We start from the raw sequence: 22804 nt of genomic DNA on the forward strand, positions 1-22804 counted from the left end.
TCTTCATGCACACGGATCTTGTCTCTCCAGATTCACTGCGTCAGATCATATCTGGCCTGTTTACTCAAAAAAATACACTGGTGGATGATAACGATGATTTAATTCGCAAAGGACTGGACTCAATGCAAATGATGGCATTGTTAAACCAGTTGAGACGTCAGGGATATCGCGTCACTCTTCGTGAACTTTATCAAAAACCCACACTGTATGCCTGGAGCCAACTTCTGCAACGTCATGCGCCTGTTACTCACACAGCACCTAAGCCTGATGCGGCGCAACCACTGATTGCAGATGCGCGTCCGTTCCCACTGACCGCAGTACAACATGCTTATTTTGTTGGGCGTTCGCCGGAACAGACGTTGGGAGGAGTAGGTTGCCATTTATATCAAGAATTTGATGGTATCGGGCTGGAACCTGAACGACTGGAAGCGGCAATTCATGAGTTGATTCAGCGACATCCGATGTTACGAGTGCGGTTTTTGCCTGATGGTCGCCAGCAAGGTATGACCGACGCTTATTGGAAAAAATTAACAGTTCATGATCTGCGAAACTTGACAGCGGACGAACAGCAACAAGCGCTGAACAATATACGTGAACAACTAAGCCATCGCGTATTACAGGTTGAACAAGGGGAAACGTTCGATATTCAACTCAGTCTGTTTGGTGAGAATCAGCATCGGTTGCACGCTAACATTGATTTGCTGATCATGGATGCCGCCAGTTTTAGCCTGTTCTTTACTGAACTGGCGGCATTAATTGTCAAACGTAGCCTGCTGGCTATCCCTTCTGACTACGATTTTTGCAGCTACTTGGCGCAATATCAGGCGCAATTTGCGCAGGCTCGACAAGAAGCAGAGGTATTCTGGCGTAACCGGTTAGATACCCTTCCCCCCGCCCCGCAGCTTCCGCTGGCTAAGGAACCTTCGCTAATAAAAAATGTCCGCATTCAGCGCAGATGTTTCCGTTTGGCTCCTGAACATTGGCAACGTTTTAAACAACTTGCTCAACAAAATGGTGTTACGCCAACGATGGCGTTGGCGACCGCATTTGCTGGTTTATTATGTCGCTGGAACCATGCGCCTCGTCTGTTGTTTAACCTGACGTTGTTTGATAGAGCGCCATTGCACGCCGCGGTTGATGGCCTGCTGGCCGACTTTACTAATATTCTGCTGTTAGATATTCCCGCTGATAATTTGCCATTCTGCCAACTGGCTCAAGATGCGCAGGCAACATTTGCCGAAGCCTACGAACACCGCCATTGGTCTGGTGTAGAAGTTTTACGTGAACTTAAAAAACGTGGCAGCCATCCACATGGTGCGCCAATTGTGTTTACCAGCAATTTAGGCCGACCTTTATATGGCGAAAATACCCGTGATGTTCTGGGAAAACCAAGTTGGGGAATATCACAAACCCCTCAGGTATGGTTGGATTTCGTTGCATTTGAACATGAAAATACGCTGAATATTCAGTGGGATAGTAACGACGAACTCTTCCCGGATGGGCTAATGGATACCTTGTTTACCGCCTATCAGGGGTTCATTGAGAACCTAACGGAAAACGCCACACAGTGGAGTGAAGAATTACCGGATCTGATGCCTGAATCGCAATACCAGCTTCGGCATCAGATCAATGGCACAGCTGAACCTTTGCCGAACGCCCTGCTGCATGAAGGTGTGTTCTTACAGGCAGAACGTACACCAAATATCGTTGCTTTGGTGACTAATAATAAGGAAATTAGTTATAGTGAATTGAGTTTGGCCGCTCGCCGGTTGGCTGCCGTGTTGCAAAAAATGTCGGTTATACCGGGAGATCGGGTTGCCATTAGCATGGAAAAAGGCGTCGGACAAATTGTCGCGGTATTGGCGATACTTTATGTCGGCGGCGTTTATGTACCGGTCCCGGTTGATCAGCCAGTAAACCGACGTCGTGCTATTTGCGAAAGTGCTGGAATTCGTGTCGTTATCATTGCTCCTGAGCAACAATATGATGACTGGTCGCAAGATGTACATTGTGTTTCCTGGCATCAGGATGAGCAATGGCTGCCTTTGGCAAATATGGCTAAGCGTGCGGTGACTGATCCGGCTTATATTATCTATACCTCTGGCTCAACCGGTATACCAAAAGGGGTGGTTATCAGCCACCAAAGCGCACTCAATACCTGTCTGGATATTAATCGTCGTCATCAGGTTCAAAGTAACGACCGATTATTGGCACTCTCTGCCCTACATTTCGACCTCTCCGTTTATGACATTTTCGGTATTCTCACGGCGGGAGGCGCGTTGGTATTAATTAATGAAGCACAGCGTCGTGATCCATCAACCTGGGAAATGTTGATTTCTCGTTACAACGTAACGATATGGAACAGCGTACCGGCACTGTTCGACATGTTACTGACCTATTGTGAAGGGATGGAAGTGGATGCACCGAAAGCACTTCGTACCGTGATGTTGTCCGGGGACTGGATTGGTTTATCACTGCCTGAACGTTACCGGGCATTCAATCCTGATGGTGTGTTGAGTGCGATGGGCGGTGCTACAGAAGCGGCTGTTTGGTCAAACGAATATATCGTCAGAGAAGTTGCAGCACAGTGGCGCTCTATTCCGTATGGCTATCCCTTGGCTAACCAGCGTTATCGTGTGGTAGGTGAAGATGGCCGTGATTGCCCTGATTGGGTTGTCGGTGAGCTTTGGATTGGTGGCGCAGGTGTTGCATTAGGCTACTTTAATGATGAAGAACGCACTTCTGCGCAATTTGTTGTCGATCAAGGGGAACGTTGGTACCGCACCGGTGATCTGGGTTGTTACCATCCTGAAGGCTGGCTTGAATTTTTAGGGCGCCGTGATAGCCAGGTAAAAATTGGTGGTTACCGCATTGAGTTGGGAGAAATTGATGCTGCCCTTAATCAAGTCACTGGGATTAGTAAAGGAGTGGCGCTCACCAGTGGTGAAAAAGAGAAGTCGCTGGTGGCGTTCCTTGAATTGGAAGGTGATGCTTTATGCCAACGGATCAATCGTGCACCGCAGTTACCCGCTAGCTATCGTGAGCTGTTCCCCGTAATGCATGCAATGACCACGGATAACAGTGAACCTCAAGTTGCAATGTTTCTGCTGGAACATCTCTCTCGTCACGGTATTACCTTTACTTCACCATTATCACTGACAGATTGCTTGCAGCGCTATCAGCCCCAACCGGAATACCATGATTGGTTTGGCCGTATGTTGGCATATCTTTGCCAATGTAAAGTACTGACTGAATCTACACCGCATGTATATCAGGCCGGATTATTATCCTCTATTAATAATGAAGCAGATATCCCTGAACGCTGGCATTCTATGCTACGTAGTATTCTTACCGGGCAACAGTCAGCGGTAACATTGCTTGATGATCCACAATTCGCACCGGAACAACAGTTGTTTGTGTTGCCGGAAACCCGGCAATGGTTGGTCGGATTGCAACAGGTAATCACTGCCCTCTCTCTGCGATTACAACGCCCCGTGACTTTGATGGAGTTTGATGCTCGTAGCGGTCTCTGTGCGCAGTGGTTGGCAGAGCATATTACTGATCAGCACCTCTGTTATCTCGGCTTTGAACGTTCTCAGGCACTGGTCAATCAGGCGCAAACACGGTTGAGCGGTTATGCTCATGCATCAGTACAATGTTGGTCTAAAGTACAATGTTGGCCTAAAGTACAAGGTTGGTCTAAACAAAGTTGGCCTGAACAAGTTCCTGAGTCGCTGCAATATCAGGCTGATATTATTCTGCTAAATAACGTACTACATCGGGAAGAAGATCCCGCACGTTGTGTCAAGGAATTGCTACCGCTTGCTCAACCTGGCGCATTGATATTAGCAATGGAGTTGCGACAAGCATCGTCTCTCTCCTTGATTACGACTGAGTTGCTTTCACCTCAAGGTATTCAATTACGCTCTGCGTCACAGTGGTTATCGCTATTGCCACAATTATTACCACTACAGACTGAAACGCCAATTACCATCGGCAACCTTAGTGTGTTATTGATGCAATCAAGTTACAGTGTCACCATTCCCGATCGTGAAAAGATTAAATCGGTGCTGGCACAACATCTGCCGGGATATATGATCCCACAGCGTTTGCATATCATTCCTCGCCTGCCGCTGACACCTAACGGCAAAATTGATCGTAAAGCGTTGTCGCAAGAACTACAGTCCGCGACAAAAACCGAGACCGCACCACGCCAGAATGAAATGGCTTTGTTGAATGCGGTGGAACAAACCGTTGCTGGCATTTGGCAATGTTTGCTCAATACAGAGCAACTGGGTCGTGACAGTGACTTTTTCCAACTTGGTGGAGACAGTCTTCTGGCTACACGTTTGGTTGGTGAACTGACACAACAAGGCTTCAAGGGTGAACTGGGCCATCTTTTCCGTAACCCACAATTGGCTACGTTTGCGGCTACATTGGTTCCTTTGGCTGAAATTTCATCACCAGAGTGCGCTCTGCCGAAAGAGCAAAATGAATACCAGCCTTTCCCACTCACGGAAGTTCAACAGGCTTATTTGGTCGGACGCCATCCGGGTTTCGCTTTAAGTGGTGTTGGGGCACATTTCTTTATTGAATACCGGATAGAACAGTTAGATGTTCAACGTTTAAATCGGGTGTTAAATCGTCTGATCCAGCGTCATCCAATGCTGAGAACTGTAGTTGTTAATGGTCAGCAACAGGTATTAAAAAATGTTCCGCAGTTTTCTGTCAAACAGCATCAATTTACCGACATTACGCAGGCAGATACATTACGTGAACAGCTTTCACATCAGGTATTAAATGCCGGTAACTGGCCGGTGTTCGATTTCCAACTTGCGCAAGACGATGGGATGGTCTCCCGGCTATTTGTCAGTCTGGATAATCTGCTATTAGACGGGTTGAGCATGCAGATATTGCTGGCCGAGTTAGAGCAGCTCTATCTCGACGAGCAACATGAATTGCCACCATTGAAAGTGACATTCCGGGATTGTGTACTACGTCAGCAACAGGCGCCAACACATCAGAGTTCGCTGCAATATTGGCAGGAGCAAGTGAAAACATTACCACTGGCACCACAATTGCCTCTGCGTATTGCCCCAGAAAGTGTTCAATCCCCCCGTTTTGTGCGCTATAGCGATCGATTGTCTGCACATGAATGGAGTCAGTTAAAACAACATGCTGCTCCTTATCAGATAACCCCTTCCGCGTTATTAATTGCGGCTTATGCAGCGGTCTTGTCTGCGTTCAGTACTAAACCGGAGCTAACGCTCAACCTTACCCTTTTCGATCGTCCGCATTGGCATGAAGATATTAATCACATTCTGGGTGATTTCACTTCGCTGTCATTACTGGCATGGCGCCCGGAGAAAAATTGGTTATCAAGCGCCCGTAGATTGCAACAACAGCTCTGGCAGGATCTGGATCACCGTCACATTTCAGCAATCAGAGTGATGCGTGAATTGGCACAGAGTCGTGGCCCTGATGCTGCCATTATGCCGGTCGTTTTCACCAGTGCATTAGGAACACACCAAGGGCGATTCCTTTCGCATTCATCGTGGATGAAACCCGTTTGGGGTATTTCCCAAACGCCACAAATCTGGTTGGATCATCAGGTTTATGAATCTGACAATGAACTTTGTCTGAATTGGGATGCTGTTGAAGAATTATTTGAACCGCGTCAGTTGCAAAACATGTTCAATAGCTACATGACGCTATTACGCACCCTTGCAGCACAGCCAGAAAGTTGGCATGCAGTAATGGAACAACTGATGCCGCGCCGACAATCCGTGATGGTTGACAATAGTTCTGTCACTATTGCGCCATCACTGCGTTCAGAGGGATATGACCCACAAATATGCAGCGAAATTCAACATCTATTTTTATCCATAACAAATCATCCTATTAACGTACAACAAAACTTTTTTGAGGCAGGAGCCAGCTCGCTACAACTCATTCAATTGCATAGCAGATTACAACATGCGGGTTTTCATCATCTTGCCGTGACTGATTTATTTGCTTATCCAACACCAGAGACGCTCAGTTTACGCTGCCGGAAGGATTCTCACGATGGAAATCGCTTGTCGATCACTCCTCGTCAGCGTCAACAACAAAAGCGTCTGCAACAACGGGAAAAACGTCATAAAGGAGCTGCATAATGACTGATTTAACGCCTCACTACGATAATTGCGATCCTATCGCAGTGATTGGCCTTGCCTGCCGCTTTCCGCAGGCGCCAGATAGCGATGCTTTCTGGTATAACCTGCAACACGGAGTTGAGTGTACTGTTCCACTCGCTCGTCAAACATTATTAGATGCAGGTATTCCTCCTGAAGTTATTGAGAGTGAAAATTTTGTCAATCGGGCAGCGATCTTAGAGAAGGCGGAACAATTTGACGCCTCGCTGTTTGGTTATTCACGTCAGGAAGCGGAGATGCTAGATCCTCAACAGCGTCTTTTTCTCCAGACTGCCTGGCATGCTCTTGAACATGCCGGTTATGCGCCACGTCATGTTCCCCTGAAAACCGGTGTTTTTGGTAGTAGCCGGGTTAGTACTTGGCCTTCATGGTCACAATTTTCCATGACCGATGTTGGCAAAGTTAAAGGGCTTCAAGCATTAATCAGTAACGATAAAGATTATCTTGCGACACGTACCGCGTATAAATTAAACCTAAAAGGCCCGGCGCTGACGGTACAAACAGCATGTTCAAGTTCACTGGTTGCCGTGCATATGGCTTGTGAAAACCTGCGTGCCGGTGAGTGTGACATGGCATTGGCCGGTGGTGTGGCGGTTTCTTTCCCGCAAGAAAGCGGTTACTTGTATCAGCCGGGAATGATCTTCTCCCCTGATGGACGTTGCTGCCCTTTTGATAGTCAGGCAAATGGCACTTATGGCGGCAATGGCGTTGGTGTTGTCACTCTAAAACGCTTAAGTGATGCTCTGCGCGATGGTGATCCCATCATGGCTGTGTTGCGTGGCAGTGCAATTAATAATGATGGCAATGAGAAAGTTGGCTTTACCGCCCCTTCGGTTAACGGTCAGCGCAACGTTATTCTCGAAGCACTCCAACTGGCCGATGTCAGCATTGATGATGTTGGCATGATTGAAGCACATGGTACAGGAACGCCTCTTGGCGATCCGATAGAAGTTGACGCGCTACGCAGTATATTTTCTGACCGAAGTGTGGCGATGCCGCCTTGTTATCTTGGCTCAGTAAAAAGCAATATGGGCCATCTTGATACAGCCGCTGGCATTGCCAGCTTGATTAAAGCGGTTCTGTCTGTTTGGCATGGTTATATTCCACCGACGATCAATGTTCAGCAACCCAACCCAGCGTTACGGTTGGAACAAAGTCCGTTCAGGTTGGCAACGCAAGGACAGAGCTGGACACAAACATTACGTACCGCAGGCGTCTCTTCGTTCGGTATTGGCGGTACCAACTGTCATGTCGTAGTGCAATCATTGCCGGAAGAGTTACGTTGTCACCGTACCCATCATGCGCAGACCTCGCCTTTATTGCTCTCTGCCGCTTCTGAATCTTCATTACGTCAATTGGCACAACGTTATGCGACCGCACTCAATGATGCACCAGAGCATCATGCGGATCTGGCCTGGACCGCATTACAGGGGCGTGATCTTTCATTACCCTGGCGTTTAGCCTTGACGCTAACGTCACAAAGTGCTGAATATTTATCCGCTTTTGCCAATAAAAATCCAACACAAAATATTTTCAGTGGACAAGTTAATCGCGAAAGTAAGCAACTTTGGCAATTTAGTGGTCAGGGTTGTCAATGGTCTGGAATGGGAAAAGCAATGTATACCAGCTCTCCTGTTTTTTCCGCTATGTTGGATCGTTGCTGCGCAGCCTGTGCATCAGAGTTGGCACTGCCATTAAAAGCCGTGATGTTCGGAGAGCATGATGCCGCATTAGCCACCACTGAATACGCACAACCGGCAATTGTGGCGCATCAAATTGCGCTGGCGGCACATTGGCGGGCGCTTGGATTAAAACCTGATTATGTATTGGGGCACTCGGTTGGCGAATTTGCCGCTGCCGTTGTTGCCGGGATTTTCACGCCTGAACAGGTGATGCCGTTAGTGGCGGTACGAGGCAAACTGATGCAAAGTTGCTCCCAGGGGGGCGCAATGCTGGCAGTTTTTGCCAATGAAGAAGAGATGCTTCCGTTCGTTCATGCGCTGGCATTAGATCTGGCGGCTTGCAATGGCCCACAACATTGGGTTTGGGCCGGTACAGAGACGGAAATTGCTGCTTTGGCGCAACGTCTGGAGCAACAGCAGATTCGTTGCCAGCGTCTTAACGTTGCCTGTGCAGCACATTCAGCCATGCTTGATGGCATATTGGAGGCATTTTCTCTGCGTTGTAGCCAGTTGCAACCTGCATTGGGGGAAATTCCGCTGATTTCTACCCTGACCGCCAATATTGCAACGGTTGAACAATTGGCTTCACCGGACTACTGGCGTAACCATATGCGTCAGACCGTACGCTATTACCCGGCTGTTGAATTTGCCCGTCAGCAAGGTGTGGCATTATTTATGGAAATGGGCGCTGATGCACAATTAACCGGCATCGGGCGGCGTGTCAGTCTGCCACAGGAAAGCTGGATTGCTGGCGTACAGCGTCAAAGCTCTCCAGAGACAGCTCAGCAAACGGCGCTCATGCAACTTTACTGTGCTGGTGTGCATCTTGACTGGTCGCATCTTTTCCCACTCACTGGGGAAAAATGCCACGCTCCGCTTTATCCATTTGATGAACAGCATTACCGCTTCCCTGCGACCAAATCTGTGCCGCCCACAATCAATATCAATGCTGGACCTGATGTGAATGCTCTTCTCGATCCTGCCATTGAACAAAACCCAGATGCTGAGATTCTACGAGTGTTGTATACCGATGCACTGGTTTATCAATGTCATGGACGTAATGCTGAACAAGGTTTCAGTGCCATCGACACGATTCGGGCTGGCCGATTGCAGCCTTGTTGGCGTCCTTTGTTGGAGCAATTATTAACCTATTGCGTCCAGCAAGGTTATTACCGGGAAGTTTCTGGGCCGATGGCAAGTAACATATATCGTCCTGATCGTCCCCTGCCATATACCAAACGCAGATTATTAGAGTCACGTTTACTCACTGCTTTTCCGGCCTTGATTTATGCCGGTGAGCGTCTATTCGCCCTGTTAAGCGATCGTTGCGATTTGCCGCGCCAGATTGTGGCAACACCAGCTATAACCAACTCATGGCTTCCGGCGCCGCAACCGTGCCCTGACACCCACTATGCCCTACACTGGCGTACAATAAACACCGCAGATATCCCAAGATCTTCAACGGCATATACTCTCCGCTCTTCAATAATTACGAATGATGAAGTGGTTAATCATTGCCGTCAGGCGGGTATTCGTTTACAGCCAGAAAGCGGAAACATATTATTAATGCTTACCGGCAGTGATGTACTTGAATTATGCGATCAAGTTATTGCCGAATTAAAACGTGATGAAGCGACATCACTCACTGTTGTCACCTGTTGCGCTCAACCGGAAACCACCTTATCACCAGCGAATATCAATCCAGCTCAATACGCTGTCTGGGCATTGTTACGTGTCGCAGTTGAAGAATATCCCCATCGTCGTATTCAAGCGATTGATATTGCTGATATCAACGATGCTGATGCTTTGTCATTAGCGCTTGGTTATTTGAGTGAACATAATCGTTGGCTGAAAGTGCGTGGCAATCAAGTTTCTGTGCCGATTTTACAACGTCAATCTTTACTGCTTTCTCAACAGCCAATGTCGATTCCCCATCAGGGTTGGCATATCGTGACCGGAGGAATGGGAGGGGTTGGTCAGATTTCCATCCGTTGGTTGTTGGCTCAAGGCGCACGCAGAATTGCGGTATTTGCCCGCCGCCAACATGCGGACTGGGACGCTTTTGTTCAAGAGTTATCACTGAATACTGAGTGTGAGATACGCTGGATTAAAGTTGATGTTACTGATACGCCAGCTTTGTTAAACGCAGTACAGAAGCTGGCACAAGAGGATGGTATCGCCGGGGCAATTCATGCAGCGGGTATCGCCGATCATACCCGGTTGACAGAACTTGAACCTCAACGTCTGTCACAGATGTTATCGGTAAAAGCCCTGAGTGCATCGGCGTTGCAAACTGCTCTTAAGCAACATAATGCGCACTATCTATTGCTTCATTCTTCTGCCGCATCAATGTTGGGTGCTCAAGGACAAGGCGCTTATGCCGTTGCCAATGCTTACCTGGAATCTTTGGCGCTGACAGCACCGAATTCGTTGATGGTAAAAGCACTGGTCTGGGGTGTTTGGGGTGGCGTTGGTATGGCCAGTGATCGGCGATTAGTGGAAAAATTGGCACAAGATGGCATGTTACCGTTCAGCGTCAATGAAGGTATCTGGCATTTTAATCAATCTCTGCGCAGTGCATCTCCTTGTTATCTGGCGATACGGTTGGATGAACATCATCCTGATATTTCACGGCGTTTAGAGGCTGATACTGACCATAGTCACCCAGTGGCAACCCCTGCTCCTTCACACTCTGTCGATAACACGTTGTATCAGGATAGTGAAAAACGGCTTAATTGGTTGCGTCAACGTGTCGCTGCATTGCTACGGCTAGAGCAGCCTGAACGTTTGGAATCGCAACAGGATTTATTGCAATTCGGTTTGGATTCCCTATTGTTCCTGGAGCTAAATGCAGTGATCCACCAGCAATTTGGTTTCAGACTCACTGCCGAATTGGCTTATCAGAATATGACTTTAGAGGGGCTTAATCGGCTTATTGGCGACGCGTTACCTGAGCAACCAGTAACCTGTTCTCAGCCTGAAATCATTATTGACAACGCCCAACGTCATGCTCCATTCCCGTTAACACCTATTCAGCATGCTTACTGGATTGGTCGTACTCAGGCCATTGATTTTGGCGGTGTCGCGTGTCACGTCTTATTTGAGTGGGATCTGATACTGGATAGTTTTGATATTTCACGTTTTGAGAAGGCATGGAATGCTTTAATTCAGCGTCATGGCATGTTGCGCATGGTAGTGGATGAAGACGGACAACAAAGAATTCTGCCTGAAACGCCTTGGTATGCTTTATCGCAAGATGATTTGCGTATGCTGGATGAAACAGCTTGCGAACAGGCATTGGTTCAGCGTCGCCATACACTTTCTTATCAGGTTCCCCCTGCGGAACAGTGGCCGTTGTTTGAAGTTTCTGTTTCTCTGCTACCAAATGCACGCTGTCGCTTACATATGAACCTGGATCTGTTGCAGTTTGACGTACAGAGTTTCCGAATCATGATGGACGATTTGCAACGCGCTTATCACCAGCAACCACTGATGCCACAGGTGTTTACCTTCCGTGACTATGTAATGGCGGAACAAGCTCAACGGACAAGTAAAGAGTGGCGGGCATCATGGGCCTACTGGCAGGAGCAATTACCTTCGTTGCCTCCGGCGCCAAGATTGCCGCTGAATTCACAACTGCCTCAGCGTAGTCAGCCACAATTCACGACTTATGAAGGTCGATTAACACAATCTGATTGGCAAATGCTTAAACAGCGCTGGCAAAAATGGGGCGTGACTCCTTCTGCCGGTCTGCTGACGCTGTTTGCTCATACACTGGAATGGTACAGCCGCCATCCGCTGTTTACTCTCAACTTGACATTCTTTAACCGGCAACCTTTCCATCCAGAAGTTCAAGATCTGATTGGTGATTTTACCTCCGTTATGTTGATGGATTTTGACTTACGCAAAACAACTTCCCTGCGTGCCAGCATGGAGAAAACCCAAGCTTTGTTATGGCAACGGCTGAGCCATAACTATGTCAATGGTGTTGAAGTGTTGCGAGAACTTGGCCGCCAACAAAATGGTGAAGCTCATAGCAGACAACCGCTGACGCCGGTGGTTTTCACCAGCATGTTAGGCATGGCGCAAGAAGGCGTCGCCATTAAACAATCCATCACTCAGTTACTGGGAGATCCGGTCTTTGTTTTGAGTCAAACCCCGCAAGTTTGGCTGGATCATCAGGTCATGGAAGTGGATGGTGATCTACTGTTTAACTGGTACTGCATGGATGATGTATTGGCGCCAGGAGTTATTGAGGCACTGTTTGCCGCTTATAACGCGCTGTTAGTGCAAATAGTGCAAATTTGCCGTCAGCCTGACCACATAGAACATTATGACCTTCATACACCGCCTTCTGGTCATGTACGTTATGATTTCTGGCCGCAACAACCTGAATTACATCAAATTGAGCAATATTTGCGCTCCAAGCCTGAAATCCGGCTGGCAGAGATTCAGCCACGTCAGGACGACACGAAAGATTATAATTTATGGCTGGTGGCAGAAAATAATTTGCCATTACAGTTACCAGAATTACAGACGATCAACACCGATGTGTTACCACTGCCTGAGTTAACCGAACAACAAGCGTTTGAGCGCTCTTGGCAATACATTGAACAGCAAGCATTACTCGGCTTGGGCCAGACATTACTGCGCCATAACCTGTTCACTTATCCTCAGCAATGTCACTCCCGTGAGGAGATTGAACAACGTTTACAACTTGCGCCACAGTATCAGCGCCTTCTTACCCAATGGTTGACGTTATTAAACAACCAGAGATTGATTGAAAAAACCGCTGATGGATACCGCTGTTTGCAATCGCTTAATCATGTTCCTGCTCCTACGGCAAAACTGGACGACGCAATGTGGTGCCAAACAATTAGCCGTTATGTAGCGACATGTATCGAGCAACATGATGCTCTGCTTGCAGGGCGAGGTAATGCGTTGGAACTGCTGTTTGCCGATAAACAGACCACGGTCAGCCTCTATAGCGAGAATCCCGCGTTACGATGCCTGAACCAAACCGCCGCTGAAATTGTCCGGCAATTGAGTCAGATATCTAAGGATTTCACGGTCCTGGAAGTCGGTGCAGGAACCGGCGCAACCTCAGCGAAGGTCCTTGAGCATAATGCACAATCGATTGAAAGCTATCACTTTACCGATGTTTCGCCGCTATTCTTGGATGATGCACGCCAGTTGCTCAATCATTATGGCGAAACCGTAAAATTTGCCCTGTTCGATATTAATCAGCGTATTGATTTTAGCCAGCATCCTGAATCCGGTTATGACCTGATTATGGCGGTTAACGTGTTGCATGATGCAACTCATCTGCAAAACACGCTACAACGCCTGTCACGGTTACTGAAAATCGGTGGATGGTTGCTGATTATTGAATCAACGAAACGCGAAAGCGCTATGCAACTCGCTAGTGTCGGATTTATTGAAGGTATTAATGCCTGGAGTGATGATCGCGGCGATAGTGCATTGATGGAGCTTGCGGGCTGGCGTAAGTGCCTGGAGAAATCCGGCTATCGGGTTTCATTGGAATGGCCGGGGCAAGATGGACCAAAACTGCATCAACAATTGATTCTGGCGCGTGCTGAACGGCAGGCACGGCTCAATGTCAGTGAACTTAATGTTAGTGAAATAGTGGCGCAATTTTCCACTTTGCCTTACGCATTGCATGTTCAACAGCAAGAACAATTGCCGTTGATCGTGACCGCTAAAGAGAGCACGGCACAGTCATCAACTTCGGCAACAGTACAACCGGAAACAGCGGATGACCAATTCCATGAGATTGAACAGCAGGTAATCGCGCTCTGGTGTTCACTGCTTCCTCAGCCAATACAGCGTCAAAGTGACTTTTTCCAGAGTGGTGGCGACAGCTTAATTGCTACCCGGATGGTGGTGCAATTGCGTCGTCAAGGTTACGAACAGGCAAATCTGCAACAACTGTTTGAACATCCTAAGTTGAGTGAGTTTTGTCGTACTTTGCGGACAATTGAAACAACACCCGCTACACAGGCTATTCCACTTGAGACTAAGCCAGCATCAGAGCAGACGCTGCCACTTACTGCGTTGCAATATGCTTATTGGTTAGGCGAAAGCCAACTGTTTCAGTTTGGTAACGGTATTGCGCATTTCTATGCTGAACTGGCTATCAACGATCTTGATCTACCACGTTTCACTACTGCCTGGAACCGAGTGATCAACCACCATGAGCAGTTACGTGGCTATGTGAAAGATGGGCAATATCATATTCTGCCGGAAGTTCCCTGCTATACCCCGACGGTAATCGACTGCCGTGACATGATACCTACTCAATGCGAAACAAAACTCGCTGATGCCCGCGATACCCTGCGCACTAAAGGCGTTCCTAGCGATAATTGGCCGCTGTTTGATTTGACGCTGTATCATATTGATGACCGGGCACATCTATTGCATTTGACTATCGATCTGTTAGTCGCTGATGGCAAAAGTCTGACGTTAATTCTAAGTGATTTGCAACGCGGATATCAGGAACCCAATTGGCAGCCAGAACCACCGGCCGCGACTATTAGTGACTATATTCAAGCACTGGAAGATGAGAAAACGGGCGAAGCCTGGCAACAAAGTCGGCAATACTGGCTTAATCGCTTACCTTATCTGCCTGATGCTCCGGAATTGCCATTAAAAGATCATCAATCACAACAGCTTAATCAGCAATGTTTGATGGGATGTATCAGTCCGCAACAATGGCAGCGTTTGCAACAACGGGCAGCAGAATACCGAGCGTCGCCATCACAGGTTATGCTGACGTTATTCACCCATATTCTGGCAGTGTGGAGCAACAGCGAGCATTTCACCATCAATGTTCTGCATGGCAACCGGCTGCTTATGCCACAACATTGCGATACGTTGGTGGGGAATTTGTCTACCACGTCATTGTTGGAAGTGGATTTACGCAACAGCACAGGATTCAGTGACTCGGTAAGTCGGATACAGAAACAGTGGTTAGCTGATCTGCAACATGCTCTATTTGATGGTCAATTAGTACTCAGAGAGAAAAATCAGCACCGTCACAATCTGAACGCCGGTATGCCGATCGTGTTCAACGATACAACCGGTACTGCGGGTCAAGGGCCGTCAGGATTGGGAACGCTGAATCTTTTTGGGGCGCAAACACCGCATGTTTATCTCGACTGTATGCTGATTTCCAGCTCAGATGGCGGCGTTATCATTCAGTGGGCAATCTTGCCGCAACTATTCCAGCCACAAGTTGCAGAAAATATGTTTGCTCATTATCAGGCTAGCGTTGCCGCCCTGCTTGAAGCCGATTACCAATGGAACGCCCCACTGCCAGAGTGGCTCCCGGCAAATGATCGGATTTTGTGCCAAAACAGTAATGCGACAAAGAATGTTTTTCCACCACATACGCTGTGTTCGTTGATTGAACAGGCGGTAAACCGCTACCCACAACGTACTGCCGTAGTCGATGCTTACCGTCAAATCGATTACCGCACTTTGTGGTCACAAAGTCTGGCATTGGCTGACCATTTACTAGCGCAAGAAAATCAGCATTCGTCTCTGATTGGCGTGGTGATGGAAAAGGGTTGGGAACAGGTTGTCGCGGTTATAGCGATTTTATTGGCGGGACGGGCTTATCTGCCTATTGATGCCAGCTACCCGCAACAGCGTATCCATCAACTATTAGCATCAGGGGAAGTTGATACTGTATTAACTCAACCTAAGTTTGCTCAACAAATGGGTTGGCCTGATAGTGTACAGGTTATCTCGCTGGATGAACTATTACTTAATCGCTTGCCGAAAAATACCGGTGAACAGCGCTTGTCTGCTTGTCCTGAGGATTTGGCTTATGTGATCTTCACCTCAGGCTCTACTGGCAAACCGAAAGGCGTGATGATAGATCATCAGGGAGCAGTTAATACCATTCTTGATATTAACCAGCGTATTGCTCTCAATGAACACGATAGCGTACTGGCAATCTCAGAATTGACATTCGATCTTTCAGTTTATGATCTGTTCGGTACTTTAAGTTGTGGAGCAAAACTGGTTATTCCTTCTCCCGGTGACAGCCGACAACCCGACAAATTATTGGCGTGGCTACAGCAAGAATCCGTCACAGTTTGGAACTCTGTTCCGGCATTTGTACAACTGCTTGAGGAATACGCCAGAGATTATCCACATTCGCTGGATAGCCTGCGTTGGGTATTGATGAGCGGTGATTGGATACCGACCAATTTGCCGGCAAGATTATCTGCGCTCCATTCTGCGCTGAACCTTCTCAGTTTGGGTGGTGCAACCGAAGCATCAATTTGGTCTATTGCTTATCCTATTACTCAGGTTGATCCAAACTGGCGCAGCATTCCATATGGAAAACCACTGGCTAATCAGACTTTCTATGTGCTCAATGCAACGCTTTCACCCTGCCCGATTTGGGTAACGGGGGAGCTCTATATTGGTGGACAAGGGTTAGCGCTAGGTTACTGGGCTGATTTGGAAAAAACCGCTCAAGCCTTTATTACTCATCCTCAAACGGGTGAACGGTTGTACCGCACCGGTGATTTAGGGCGCTGGCGGCCAGACGGTAATATTGAATTCTTGGGGCGCAATGATCACCAAATTAAAGTTCGTGGCTACCGGATTGAGTTAGGCGAGATCGAACACCGTTTATGCGAGCACCCAGATATACAACAGGCGTTAGCGTTTGCACATACTACGTCAACCGGCGCATTGCAACTTGTCGCGGGTGTGCGTTTATCTGATGAAGCGCTGTTATCTACAGAACTTTTACCGGTTCTGCCTCATTGGTTGCAACAGACCTTACCTGTTTGGATGTGTCCACAGCGCTTTATCATTCTCGATACCATACCCGTATCAGACAACGGTAAAATTGACAGACGCGCATTAGCGGCCTTGGTGGGGGAAGTACAGGAAGTCAATCCAGTATCATCCGTTGCTCTCAATGTGACAGGACAGACTGTATTGGACCTTTGGCAATCGGTATTGGCACAACAATCTATTAATGTGCATGAGAGTTTCTTTACGCTAGGTGGTGATTCTCTGGCGGCGGTGCGGTTGATGGTGAAAATTAATCAGACGTTTAATCGTCAATACCCACTCAGCCTGCTACAAACTTACGATACCGTACACTCTTTGGCTGAATTTATTGAACATCAGCCAGAAAGCCCTTGCCAAGGGGTGATATTGAATGAGGGAAGCGTTGAGCAACCAGCCCTGTTTATCGTCCATCCTATTGGTGGACATCTGTTGGGGTATCGCCATTTGGCGGCCAATTTCGGCGACCAACGCATGGTTGGGCTGGCGTTTTCACCGGATAATTTAAATACAGATACCCCTTCCGTGGCGGCATTGGCGGCTGACTATATCAGTCAAATCCGCGCCATCCAGCCGCAAGGACCTTATGCTTTGGCAGGATGGTCTTTCGGTGGACTGGTGGCCTATGAAATGGCTCATCAATTACGAGCGATGGGTGAACGTATTTCTCAATGCATCCTAATTGACAGCTTTGCGCCAAATGTACGCACCGATTTGGCGTTGGATGAAACATTTTGTCATCGCCATTTCCTGCTCGATTTGCAGGGACAATTCCCAGGTCTGACTCTGGATAATCATGTTATCGCCGCCGATACTAAGACTTTCCTTCATGCATTACACGATGCCTTGCCACAATCTGCACAGATTGATGGCTCGCTGACCGCACTTTATGACGTGTGGCGCCATAACTTAAATGCGTTGCTTGATTACTGTCCACCGCAGACTTCACAGCCTTTCTGGCTTATTCGGGCAGCACAGGCACTACCTGATTTTATGGATTATCTCGATCCAACCACCATCGCCTCAATCGATCTTGGCTGGCAAGCTTTTGGGCCAGTCCATGTGACACAACTTGCGGGCGATCATTACACCTTGTTCCAACATCAACATGTCGGCTCACTGGTTACCTGTATGAAAGATATCTTGAATTCAGTATCAACCACTAATCTTGTTAAGGAGAACATATGATAAAGCCACGGCGGGTTCTGATTGTCGGTTCGAAATTTGGCGAATTGTATCTTAATGCGTTCTTACAACCTCAGTCTGGTCTGGAATTAGCCGGTATTTTGGCACAGGGCAGCGCTCGTTCGCGGCAACTTGCCTGTGATTTTAATGTGCCCCTATTCCGCTCACTGGATGAACTACCAAATGATATTGATATTGCCTGCGTGGTAATACGGGCGGAGGTTATTGGCGGCAAAGGCGATCAGCTCACTCAGGCACTTTTGGCGCGTGGAATTTCTGTCATTCAGGAACATCCCCTTGATGCCGAAGCTATCAAAAGACATCAATTAAACGCCAACAAACATGATGCAATGTTTTGGGTAAATAGCTTTTATAGCCAATGTCATGCTGGAAGAAGTTGGTTACATGCGGCGCGGCAAATCACTCACTTATCACAGCAGCGTCCGGTAAGTGGTTATTTGACAACCAGTCGCCAATTGCTATTTTCCGCGCTCGATCTGTTGTTGCAGGCATGTCACTGTCCGGAACCGATGGAGATAGTCTATGTCGGTCAGCGAAGCGGTGCATTTCATTGCTTTGAACTTAGCTTCGAAGGGACAACCGTAACATTAAACGTGCAATCCTATCTGGACCCGAGAGATCCCGATATGCACAATCTGGTGATGCATAAAATGACGCTGATTTGGCCTGCCGGTTATCTTACGCAGGAAGCCAGTTATGGGCCGGTCACTTGGACGCCCGTCCTTCATGCTCCTGATCACCTGAATAGCGAACAAAGCCTCTACCTGAATGCCAGTCAGCCGGATGGTAACTATTTGCACCAGGCAACATCACAAGTTCTTTGTCCGGCAACCAAAAACTGGATGACGGCGTTTGAATGTGATGGTGCTAAAGGTGTGGCATTTTTACTCAACACCTTGAGTTCTGTATTGAATGGCGCTTCCTGTCCGTCTGCTTTTGCTTACGATTACCAACTTCGGTTAGCTGGTTTATGGCAACAAATTTTGCGCATTATGGGAGAGCCGATTACTCAGGATTTACCGCCCCCTGTTTGGATTGAGCCAGCAAAATTGATGTTAACTGAGGAAGAATGCTGATGACATGGGCACTCCCTACACATCCGATGATTCGTCCGTGTCTGACGACTCACGGCGAACCCAAATACACGCTGTTAATCTGCCCCTTTGCCGGGGGCAGTACCAGTGCATTCCGCCACTGGTCCACACTGAAAAATTTAGATATAGCGGTTTCACTGGTGATTTACCCCGGACGTGACAGCCGCATGGCGGAAAAGGCTGCTGCCAGTATTGCGCCATTGGCGCAATCACTTTCTGACTTGATGGCGTCATTCACCCCCGCACAGAGAGAGCACCTGATACTTGTCGGTCACAGTATGGGAGCACAAGTTGCTTTTGAAACTTGCCAACGCCTTGAGCAACAAAGTTGTTCACCCAAGGCGCTGGTACTTTCGGGGTGCCATGCGCCTCATCTTCAATCTCGCCGCCAACTGAGCGGGTTGCCTGATCATGAGTTTCTTGAACAATTGATTGATATCGGCGGTTGTAGCCCGATTTTGCGAGAAGATCCCGGCTTGCTTGAGCTGTTCTTACCGATGCTACGGGCTGATTTTCTTGCTACCGAACGTTATTACCGGCCCATTCAGACTGACGCTGTAAAACTGCAAACACCAACGTTGCTGCTTTATGGCAGTGAAGACAAAGAGGCTTCTGCGATAGAAGTTCAACAGTGGCGGCAATGGCTTGCAGACGGAGAGCAACATCTTTCATATCGCTACAAGGAGGTTGTAGGCGACCATTTTTATATTACTCAAGAACCTGAAAGTTTTATTCGTCACATTACACAATTTATACAATATGTACAGGAGTTTGCATAATGGCACCTTTTTCTATTCCAGGGAAAACACTTACTTTGACGCCAGACTATCTTTGGAATGGCAAAACGCTAGACCAACAACTTGCCGGGTGGGCTGGTATTTGGGGCGATAAAACAGCGCTGATCTATCAAGAACAACAACTAACTTACCGTGAATTGCACCAATCCGCAGAGAGGTTAGCCAGCGGACTATTTCGTCGTGGGGTCCGTCGTGGAGATAACGTTATGGTACAACTGCCTAACCGTATCTCTTTTGTCGTTACCTGTTTTGCCCTGTTTAGGTTAGGCGCTCACCCGGTGTTATTAATGCCGACACAGCGGACACATGACGTTCATGCCCTTTGCCAGATTGCCCGCCCGGTTGCTTACATTATTCCCGATTGCATCCATGATTTTGACTACCGGGAAATGGCACGAGAAATTGCAGCATCTTGTCCCGATTTGAAACAGATTATTGTTGACGGAGAAGCGGAAGAATTTACCGCATTGGCATCCATTGATGATGAACCGGTAAATATTCCTGGTCCAAGCTATGGTGATATTGCTGTTTTATTGCTTTCAGGGGGAACGACCGGTACACCGAAATTAATTCCCCGTACTCACGACGCCTATACCTATGATTTTGTGCTCTCAGCCCGTCTGTGTGCGGTAAATACGGAAAGTGTTTATTTGGCTGTACTGCCTGTCGCACATAACTTCACGTTAGGCAGCCCCGGTATTTTAGGTACCCTTTCCCAAGGCGGAAGTGTCCTTCTGAGCGATACCGCCAGTTGTGATGAAGCTATGCCGCTAATTGAACAACACAAAGTGACCCATTTAGCATTAGTACCGGCTCTGGCACGGCTTTGGGAACAGGCCCGCGACTGGGAACAAAGCGATCTTTCATCCCTACTCTGTTTGCAAGTGGGAGGCGGCAGGTTGACGCCAGAACTAGCGGAACAGGTAATAGCACGCCTTGGGCCTTTGCAGCAGGTGTTTGGTACAGCGGAAGGATTACTCTGTTATACCCGATTAGATGATTCCTATGAGGTCATCATTAATACCCAAGGGCGGCCGTTATCAGAAGAAGATGAGATCAAAATTGTTGATGCCAATTTGCAATCTGTAGCACCCGGTGAGGTAGGAGAACTTATTACACGAGGTCCTTACACCATTACGGGATATTACCGTGCAGAGCAGCATAATACCGTGGCTTTCACCACCGATGGGTTCTATCGTACCGGCGATCTGGTTCGTATGACCTCAGATGGCAATCTGATCGTTGAGGGCCGAATTAAAGAACAGGTTAACCGCAGTGGTGAGAAAATTTCGACCCAGGAAGTTGAAACCTTGTTGCTGCAACACCCTGACATTGATGATGCCGTTGTCATTTCTGTGCCCGATGAGCTGTTGGGTGAACGAATCTGTGCCTGTTTACCTAACAACGGCAATCAACCGGAACCGGCGCAGATAGAGGCGTTTCTACAACAGAAAGGGGTTCAGCGTCATAAAATTCCTGACCAATGGTTGTTTGTCGCGTCTTGGCCGTTAACGACAGTGGGAAAAATTGACAAACGCCGCTTGGTACAGATGGCACAAGCAGAACATGGCTGCCCAATGCAGCAATATCATGAACAAACTGTTGCTATTACCAGTACTCCGTTAGATTTGATCACACATTTGCTTTCAGATGACGAAGCACAACCTTATATGCTCTATGAGGTGAAAGGTGAATGGTCATTGGGGATAGGCTGTGCAGCGACCATCAGTGCGGATGCATCAGGACAACTGATTGATCCACAAGGTAATCGTCATCCATACGATATCAGCACATTGAGCCAGAAACTTGAACAGGCGCTTAATGCTCTCCCCATTCAGGATTGGCGGGCCTACGGAAGAACTTTATTTGAATTCTCCCATATGACGTATGGGCTGCCATTAGAACAACAAAACGAAGCGTTAATAAAAATCACTATTCCACAGCATGAATTACGCATAACTCAAGGACAGGTTCTGATACGAACGCTCGAAGAAGGTCAACTCGCCATATTGAGTGAGAAAGTTCGCCAGGCTGATCAATTAGGCACACCGGTTTTCTCATGTACAGAAGATATGGAAATCATTAATCAGCCAGACGCGGCGAAGCATTATCAGGATAACGTCGCCAATGCGGTTAAGGATATTGCCGTGGGTCATTACCAAAAAGTGATCCTGTCACGTCGGGTTGAACTTGGTTCAGGTATTGATATGCCACACAGTTACTGGTTAGGCCGTCAGGCTAACACACCTGCCCGCTCCTTCTTCTTACGGGATGAAGATTTCTCTGTTTATGGTTTCAGCCCAGAAACCGTGGTTGAAGCAGATGGTTCAGGTTGGGTCAGTACGCAACCATTGGCTGGAACCAGAGCATTGACACATGATAAAGATCAGGATCGACGGTTGAGAGCAGATTTGCTTTCTGACCCGAAAGAGATCTCCGAGCATGCTGTTTCGGCCAAATTAGCATTAGAAGAGCTGGTGCCGATTTGTCAGGCTGACACACTTTGTGTATCAGAGTTTATGGCGATTCGTAAACGGGGTTCGGTACAACATTTAGCATCACGGGTAAAAGGATTACTACAAACAGATAAAAATCGTTGGGATGCATTTATCGCCCTATTCCCGGCAGTAACCGCTTCGGGGATACCCAAAAAACCTTCTTTACAAGCAATTTCACGTTACGAAGGTGAACCACGCCGACTTTATAGCGGTTGTGTCATGTTATTAGATAGCTCAGGTAAACTGGATGCGGCGCTGGTATTGCGTTCTCTCTATCAGCATCAAGGGCGCTGTTGGCTCCAGGCTGGCGCAGGATTGGTCAGAGATTCAAAACCAGAAAGAGAATGGCAGGAAACTTGTGAAAAACTTGACTGCATTATGAAATACGTTCGCTCTTACTCCGGCAAAAAAGAATAAATGAAGTAATAGCATTTCCGGGAAAACCAGAATTGTCTCTGGTTTTCCCTAGGCGACTAATTTTCTACTATTCTTAATAAG

5 protein-coding genes are annotated in these 22804 nt (G+C 47.7%); all 5 read left to right on the top strand.

Annotated elements, in window-relative coordinates; genetic code table 11:
- Window positions 1–5 precede the first annotated feature (5 nt).
- From BA1DRAFT_RS03520 to BA1DRAFT_RS03540, 5 genes are read left to right on the top strand one after another with little or no spacing between them, the layout of a single operon-like run.
- Entirely contained in the window at window positions 6–6155 is a 6150-nt protein-coding gene (locus BA1DRAFT_RS03520; RefSeq protein WP_036776102.1) for a non-ribosomal peptide synthetase, read from the top strand.
- A complete protein-coding gene (locus BA1DRAFT_RS03525; RefSeq protein ID WP_036776104.1) occupies window positions 6155–17899 on the top strand; it encodes a hybrid non-ribosomal peptide synthetase/type I polyketide synthase in 11745 nt (3914 codons plus the stop codon). The genes BA1DRAFT_RS03520 and BA1DRAFT_RS03525 overlap by 1 nt, the downstream gene beginning before the upstream one ends.
- Complete coding sequence (locus tag BA1DRAFT_RS03530) at window positions 17896–18993, top strand: Gfo/Idh/MocA family oxidoreductase (protein WP_036776106.1); 1098 nt, start codon at window positions 17896–17898, stop codon at window positions 18991–18993. The genes BA1DRAFT_RS03525 and BA1DRAFT_RS03530 overlap by 4 nt, the downstream gene beginning before the upstream one ends.
- Entirely contained in the window at window positions 18993–19790 is a 798-nt protein-coding gene (locus tag BA1DRAFT_RS03535; RefSeq protein WP_036776107.1) for a thioesterase II family protein, read from the top strand. The genes BA1DRAFT_RS03530 and BA1DRAFT_RS03535 overlap by 1 nt, the downstream gene beginning before the upstream one ends.
- Entirely contained in the window at window positions 19790–22723 is a 2934-nt protein-coding gene (locus tag BA1DRAFT_RS03540; protein ID WP_036776108.1) for a salicylate synthase, read from the top strand. Before BA1DRAFT_RS03535 ends, BA1DRAFT_RS03540 begins: the two co-directional genes overlap by 1 nt.
- Window positions 22724–22804 lie beyond the last annotated feature (81 nt).

The sequence above is a fragment of the Photorhabdus aegyptia genome, from assembly GCF_000612035.1.
In the GTDB taxonomy this organism is placed as follows: domain Bacteria; phylum Pseudomonadota; class Gammaproteobacteria; order Enterobacterales; family Enterobacteriaceae; genus Photorhabdus; species Photorhabdus akhurstii.